8 protein-coding genes are annotated in these 6620 nt (G+C 61.2%); 5 read left to right on the forward strand and 3 right to left on the reverse strand.

From position 1 onward, the window contains the following. Positions 1-316: 316 nt before the first annotated feature. A complete protein-coding gene (locus tag V7N12_RS13200; protein ID WP_333715085.1) occupies positions 317-796 on the forward strand; it encodes a hypothetical protein in 480 nt (159 codons plus the stop codon). Between the two features lie 70 nt (positions 797-866). Here the strand turns inward: V7N12_RS13200 and V7N12_RS13205 are convergent, their stop codons facing one another. Further along, complete coding sequence (locus tag V7N12_RS13205) at positions 867-1520, reverse strand: peroxiredoxin (RefSeq protein WP_333715086.1); 654 nt, start codon at positions 1518-1520, stop codon at positions 867-869. Between the two features lie 127 nt (positions 1521-1647). Between V7N12_RS13205 and V7N12_RS13210 the strand changes: the two genes are divergently transcribed. The 3 genes from V7N12_RS13210 (at position 1648) to V7N12_RS13220 (ending at position 4712) form a co-directional block, all read left to right on the forward strand. Beyond that, on the forward strand, positions 1648-3087 hold the full coding sequence (locus V7N12_RS13210) for an aldehyde dehydrogenase family protein (RefSeq protein WP_333715087.1): 1440 nt from the start codon (positions 1648-1650) through the stop codon (positions 3085-3087). A 97-nt stretch (positions 3088-3184) separates the two neighbouring features. Continuing rightward, positions 3185-4114, forward strand: a complete 930-nt coding sequence (locus V7N12_RS13215) for a VOC family protein (RefSeq protein WP_333715089.1) — start codon at positions 3185-3187, stop codon at positions 4112-4114. Between the two features lies 1 nt (position 4115). Beyond that, positions 4116-4712: an alpha/beta hydrolase gene (locus V7N12_RS13220; protein WP_333715091.1), complete on the forward strand. Its 597-nt coding sequence runs from the start codon at positions 4116-4118 to the stop codon at positions 4710-4712. 69 nt (positions 4713-4781) lie between these two features. Here V7N12_RS13220 and V7N12_RS13225 read toward each other — a convergent pair whose 3' ends face one another. Together V7N12_RS13225 and V7N12_RS13230 are read right to left on the reverse strand one after the other, a co-directional pair. After that, positions 4782-5429: an RluA family pseudouridine synthase gene (locus V7N12_RS13225; RefSeq protein ID WP_333715092.1), complete on the reverse strand. Its 648-nt coding sequence runs from the start codon at positions 5427-5429 to the stop codon at positions 4782-4784. After that, positions 5426-6079, reverse strand: coding sequence for a YggS family pyridoxal phosphate-dependent enzyme (locus tag V7N12_RS13230; RefSeq protein ID WP_333715094.1), 654 nt, complete (start codon positions 6077-6079; stop codon positions 5426-5428). Before V7N12_RS13230 ends, V7N12_RS13225 begins: the two co-directional genes overlap by 4 nt. Before the next feature lie 227 nt (positions 6080-6306). On the opposite strand from V7N12_RS13230, the gene V7N12_RS13235 reads away from it, so the two are divergent. Next, on the forward strand, positions 6307-6620 hold a 314-nt coding region (locus tag V7N12_RS13235), incomplete at its 3' end, for a porin (protein ID WP_333715095.1).

Raw genomic sequence — 6620 nt, forward strand, 5'->3', positions numbered from 1 at the left:
CGAATAAGACCCCTTCTGACCGAAACCAGAGGGCCCGTCAGCGATGCTGGCGGGCCTTTCGTTTCTGGCGAGTCCCGAATGCACGTTTTTCGGGCAATCGCCTGACACATCTGCATTTTTTGGATTATTTCAAACTTCGGGCTTTCCCTGACGTCAATCCGCACTTAATCAGGGGTTGAATGGTATTACACGGTAACCGGAAGGATCGACCATTCATTTCAAGACACTCGCCTTTGCATCAATCATTGCAATCTCTACCCAGACCGCCACGGCACAAGAGGTCGGCGACCTGACAGTCGGTATCGGCGCCACAAGCATGGGGGCCTCGCTCGAGGTCCAGTACGGCGTTGCGCCCAACATCGCGGTGCGCGGGATGCTGATGGGCGGTTTCAGCCTCGAGGACGAATTCGATGTGGATGATGGCACACTCGATGGCAAAGCAGAATTCGGCGGTGTCGCGATCGTGGCCGACTACTATCCCTTCGCGAACCCCTGGCGCGTGTCGGGCGGCCTGTTCTTCTCGAATTTTTCGCTGTCGGGAACCTATGACGACGGAGTCGATTCTTACGATGCCGACATTGAATTCAAACAGGATGTGATCCCGATGATCACCACAGGCTTCGATTACGAATTCACACCGGGCTGGTCTGTGACGGGCGATATCGGTGTGCTGATCTCGCCTCTGGAAGCCAGCTCGGACACCGCCGATCAGGCCGATATCGACGAGTTGAACGCCGATCTTGAAGACGTCCCGGTCTTCCCCTTCGTCGGTCTGGCCGTCACCTACACCTACTGATCTGTTTCCGGATCGAAACAGGGCCCGTCAGCGATGCTGGCGGGCCCTTTGCTTTCGGTTCGGTGAAAGATCAGTCCTTCAGCTTGGTCTTGCGCAGATAGGGCAGGACCGTCTCGAAATCGCCGAACTTCGCCTTGGCATCTTCATCGCTGAGGGTTGCAGGGATTATCACATCATCGCCCACGTTCCAGTTCGCCGGTGTCGCCACGCCGCGACCGGTCGAGGTCTGCAACCCGTCCAGCGCGCGCAGGACCTCGGCGAAGTTGCGGCCAACGGTCATCGGATAGGTCATCGACAGCTTCAACTTCTTGTCCGGTCCGATGATGAAGACCGCGCGGACGGTGGCACTGTCGGCGGGGGTGCGCCCGTCGGGCAGATAGGCCTCGGCGGGCAGCATGTCGAAGGCCTTGGACACTTCGAGCCCTTCATCTGCAATGATCGGAAAACCGGCAAGCGCGCCGCCGACCGTCTCGATGTCCGACTTCCATTTCTTGTGGTCTTCGACCCCGTCAACGCTGACCCCGATCACCTTGGTGCCGCGCTTGGCCCATTCGTCGGCCAATTGTGCCACGGCACCGAACTCGGTCGTGCAGACGGGGGTAAAGTCCTTGGGGTGCGAAAACAGGATCGCCCAAGCGTCGCCGATCCAGTCGTGCAGCGAAAATGTCCCTTGATCTGTCTCGACGGTCAGATCAGGAATTGTATCGTTGATGCGCAATGACATGGCAGGAGTCCTCTCTTGTTTTGTGCTGTGCAATATATAGGTCGGATGCGACGGGAACGCGACGAACGCCGGTTCCGAAATGCGACTGTGGCTGGAACAGACAGCCTGACTTGAGGGAGACTTTGGGATGATCGAGAAACGTGACTTTTACATCAACGGCGCTTGGGTCCCCCCTGTCGTCGCCCGCGACCATGGCGTGATCGATCCCTCGACCGAGGACGTCTGCGCCATCATCTCGCTTGGCGATCAGGCCGACACGGATGCCGCCGTCGCCGCCGCGGCCGATGCCTTCCCTGCCTGGGCCGCAACGCCGCCCGAAAAGCGCGCCGCCTACGTCAAGGGCATCCTTGCGCAGTATGAAGCACGCGTCGAAGAAATGGCCGAGGCGATCAGCATCGAAATGGGCGCCCCCATCGACATGGCCCGGTCCAGTCAGGCGCCCTGCCTGCCATGGCATCTGGAAAACGCGCTCGAGGCGTTCAAACACATCGAATGGATCCGTCCTCTGGGCCCGCATGCCCCGAATGACCGGATCGCGATGGAACCGATCGGCGTCGTCGGTCTGATCACGCCATGGAACTGGCCGATGAATCAGGTGACGCTCAAGGTGATCCCCGCCCTCTTGGCCGGCTGCACGATGGTGTTGAAACCTTCGGAAGAATCGCCGCTGTCCTCGCTGCTGTTCGCCGAATTCGTCCATAACGCCGGTGTTCCCGCCGGTGTCTTCAACCTTGTCAACGGTGACGGCCCGGGCGTCGGCAACCAGCTTTCGACCCATCCGGATGTGGCCATGATCAGCTTTACCGGATCGACCCGCGCGGGCAAGGCCATCTCGGTGGCGGCGGCCGAGACGCTCAAGCGCGTGACGCTGGAACTGGGTGGCAAGGGCGCGAATGTGATCTTCGCCGATGCGGACGAAAAGGCCGTCAAGCGTGGCGTGCTGCATTGCATGAACAACTCGGGCCAGTCCTGCAACGCGCCCACGCGGATGCTGGTCGAACGGTCGATCTACGATGAAACGGTTGAAAAGGCCGCCGAAATCGCGAAGTCCGTGAAGGTCGGCCCGGCCTCGCAACCCGGCAATCACATCGGCCCGGTCGTGAACAAGACGCAATGGACCAAGATTCAAGAGATGATCGAGGTCGGCATCAACGAAGGCGCGCGTCTGGTCGCCGGTGGCCCCGGCCTGCCGGAAGGGATGAACAAGGGCTACTACGTCCGCCCCACGGTCTTTGCCGATGTCCGCAACGACATGCGCATCGCACAAGAGGAAATCTTCGGCCCCGTGCTGTCGATCATCCCCTTCGAGGACGAGGCCGACGCTATCAGGATCGCCAACGATACGCCTTATGGTCTGACGAACTATGTCCAGACACAGGACGGTGCCCGCCGCAACCGCATGGCGCTGGCCCTGAAGGCCGGCATGATCGAGATGAACGGCCAAAGCCGTGCGGCAGGATCACCCTTCGGCGGCATGAAGATGTCGGGCCGCGCCCGTGAAGGCGGCGTCTGGGGGATCGAGGAATTCCTCGAGGTCAAAGCCATCTCTGGCTGGGCCGCCGAGTAACCTCATGTGCAGGGGTGCACCAAGTCGGTGCGCCCCTGCCTCTTTAGCGCACAAATGAAAATGATATCTCTGTCAGGACCACAATCAGGAGACAGAGATGCTCACCCAGATCAAAGGCCTGCACCACGTCACATCGCTGGCCAGTGACGCCCGCACGAACAACGCCTTCTTCACCAACGTCCTTGGCCTGCGCCGCGTCAAGAAGACGGTGAACTTCGACGCGCCCGACGTCTATCACCTCTACTATGGTGACGAGGTCGGCAGCCCCGGCACGGTCATGACCTATTTCCCCTTCCCCCGCGCCGCCCGCGCGCCAAAAGGTGTGGGCGAGGTCGGCCGCACCGCCTTCAGCATCCCCTCAGGCACGTCACAGGCCTGGCTTGACCGCTTTGCGACGTTCGACGTTGGCGGCGTTGCGACCGATGAACGTTTCGGCGAAAAGCGCGTGCTGTTTGATGGCCCTGACGGCGACCAGTTCGCCCTTGTCGAAAGCGACGATGACCGCACCCCATGGACCGGCAACGGTGTCAGCGGCGACATGGGTATCCGCGGGTTCCACTCGACCGACATGCGCCTGCGCGATGCAGGGGCCAGCGCCGAGTTGCTCTCATTCATGGGCTACGAGAAGGCCGATCAGAAAGACAACATCACCCGCTTCATCGTGCCCGGGGGCAATGACGCAAGGACCATCGACATCGAAGAGCTGCCAGGTGCAGGTAGCGCAGGTCAGGGCGCAGGCTCGGTCCATCACATCGCCTTCGCGGTGGAAAACCGCGCGCGTCAGATCGAGGTGCGCGAGGCGCTGCTCGACACCGGCTATCAGGTCACGCCCGTGATCGACCGCGACTATTTCTATGCGATCTATTTCCGCACGCCCGGCGGGGTGCTGTTCGAGGTCGCCACCAACGAACCCGGGTTCGACCGCGACGAAGACACCGCCCACCTCGGCGAGGCGCTGAAACTGCCCAGCCAGCACGAACATCTGCGCGCCCGTCTGGAAAGCTACCTGCAACCGCTGGAGGGCTAGGATGTCCTACATCGCAAGGAAAACCGAAGGGACAGCGGGCGCCCCGCTGTTCCTGACCTTCCACGGCACCGGCGGGAATGAGACCCAGTTTCACGGGCTCGCCGAAAGCCTGATACCGCAGGCCCATGTCACCTCGCCTCGCGGGGATATCTCGGAATTCGGCGCCGCGCGCTATTTCAAGCGCAAAGCCGAGGGCCTCTATGACATAGACGATCTCGCCATGCGGACCACGGCAATGGCAGCCTTCATCCGCGCCGAGAAAGCCCGAGCCGCCGCGTCCCGCGTGATCGGGCTTGGCTATTCCAACGGCGCGAACATCCTTGCCGCCGTGGCCTTTCTGCATCCCGATCTTGTGGATGACCTGATCCTGATGCACCCGCTGATCCCTTGGCAGCCTGCACCGCAACCCGGCCTTAGGGGCCGCCGCATCCTGATCACCGCAGGCGAACGCGACCCGATCTGCCCCGCACCGATGACGCAAACACTTGCGGATTATCTGTCGGCGCAAGGGGCCCTCGTCACGACCGCCTGGCACCCTGGCGGACACGAGATCGCCCAACCCGAGATCTCGGCCATCCAGACGTTCCTTGCGGGCTGACCGGCCCCTCGCTTTGCGCAAAAATACTCCCGCCGGAGGCATCCGACAGCGAGGCCGGGCGGGGGTTTGCTAAAAGGGCACCTTGGCCGAAATCCGCATCCCCTGCCCGCCGTCGGGATGACGGAACTGCAAGGTCTCGGAATGCAGCATCAGCCGTGGATGGTCCCGCGCCGGCCCCGTCGCATAGAACGGATCACCCAGGATCGGATGGCCAAGCGCCTGCATATGGACCCGCAACTGGTGCGACCGTCCGGTCCTGGGCATCAGGCGGACCCGCGTTTCACCGTCGCGCACCTTGACCACGCGCCAATCGGTGACGGCGGGCTTGCCGCTTTCGTGATCGACCATCTGCTTGGGCCTGTTCGGCCAGTCCACGATCAGCGGTAGATCGACTGTGCCCGTCTTTTCCGCTATTTCACCCCAGACCCGCGCGACATAGGTTTTCTTCGTCTGGCGTTTCTCGAATTGCAGGCCCAGATGCCTTTGCGCATGGGGGGTCAGGGCAAAGATCATCACGCCGGATGTATCCCGATCCAGCCGATGCACCAGCAAGGCCGTCGGAAAGGCCGCCTGCACCCGCGCGATCAGACAGTCCGACAGGTGGCCGCCCTTGCCGGGCACCGACAAAAGGCCGCTTGGCTTGTCCACCACGAGAACCTCGTGATCGTCATGCAGGATCACCAGCGGGTCTTGCGGCGGGGTGTAGTCGTCGCTCACCGATAGACCCGCTCGCCGAAAATGGCCGAGCCGACGCGGATATGGGTGGCACCCAAAGCGATCGCCTGTTCGAAATCGCCGCTCATCCCCATGGAAAGGCCGGTCAGCCCGTTGCGGGCGGCGATCTTGGCAAGCAGCGCGAAATGCAGGCTTGGTTCCTCGTCCACGGGCGGGATGCACATCAGACCTTTCAGCGGCAGGTCCAGCGCACGGACCTCTGTGACAAAGGCATCGGCTTCGGCTGGCAGAACGCCGGACTTCTGCGGCTCTTCGCCGGTGTTCACCTGCACGAAGAGATCGGGGCAAGACCCGAGGTCCTGTGCATGGCGCGCAATGGCGCCCGCCAGCTTGGGCCGGTCGAGCGTGTGGATGACATCCGCCAGTTCCATCGCCTGCCTGACCTTGTTGGTCTGAAGCGGGCCGATCAGATGCAGAGTGATTCCATCATAGCGTTCGCGGAAGGCGGGCCATTTGCCGGCGGCTTCCTGCACCTTGTTTTCGCCAAAGACTCGGTGCCCCTGATCCAGCACGGCGGCGACACGATCATCCGGCTGCACCTTCGACACGGCAATCAGGCTGATATCGGCCGGATCGCGGCCTGTTTGCTCACAAGTCTTGGCGATTCTTGCCTTTATCTCGGGCAGCGACATGATTGAGTCCTTGGAATACTGGGTCACGGTCTGTTGCAGGCTGAAATAGGGCGATTTGCGCGGCAAGTCATGGGTGAATATTTGTGTGACCTTCGTGCATCATTTCAACGGAAGGACAAATCGAAGCCCCTAATTCACTTGAGACTTCCGCGTGATGGGCGCACTTACCTTCCAATGCTAGTCAATCTGGCATTCTTGGGAATGCATAACCACGAGGGAAAATATCGATGAAAAGCACCCTTCTTACAACAACAGCGCTGATCGCACTTGCTGGCGCTGCATATGCTGACGGCCACGCAGGCGTAGCATGGTCCGGCGATGCAGAAATCGGCTACAATGACGACATTGAAGACGGCTTCTACTGGGACTCCAACCTTGACGTGACCATGACCGCCGCTCTGGACAACGGTCTGACAGCTTCGGCAAGCGCCGAACTGAACATCGCAAGCGATGACGCAGTAACCGGAAACGTCGACGCTGATTTCGACGAGCTGGTTGTTTCGATCTCTTCCGACACAGCAAGCCTGTCGTTCGGTGACGT

The sequence above is a fragment of the Yoonia sp. genome (assembly GCF_036770585.1).
Lineage (GTDB): Bacteria > Pseudomonadota > Alphaproteobacteria > Rhodobacterales > Rhodobacteraceae > Yoonia.

Bases quoted from the DNA above. Each gene is read 5' to 3' on its own strand.
- V7N12_RS13200 (WP_333715085.1), top strand. From the start codon at position 317: ATGGGGGCCTCGCTCGAGGTCCAGTACGGCGTTGCGCCCAACATCGCG.
- V7N12_RS13205 (WP_333715086.1), bottom strand. From the start codon at position 1,520: ATGTCATTGCGCATCAACGATACAATTCCTGATCTGACCGTCGAGACA.
- V7N12_RS13210 (WP_333715087.1), top strand. From the start codon at position 1,648: ATGATCGAGAAACGTGACTTTTACATCAACGGCGCTTGGGTCCCCCCT.
- V7N12_RS13215 (WP_333715089.1), top strand. From the start codon at position 3,185: ATGCTCACCCAGATCAAAGGCCTGCACCACGTCACATCGCTGGCCAGT.
- V7N12_RS13220 (WP_333715091.1), top strand. From the start codon at position 4,116: ATGTCCTACATCGCAAGGAAAACCGAAGGGACAGCGGGCGCCCCGCTG.
- V7N12_RS13230 (WP_333715094.1), bottom strand. From the start codon at position 6,079: ATGTCGCTGCCCGAGATAAAGGCAAGAATCGCCAAGACTTGTGAGCAA.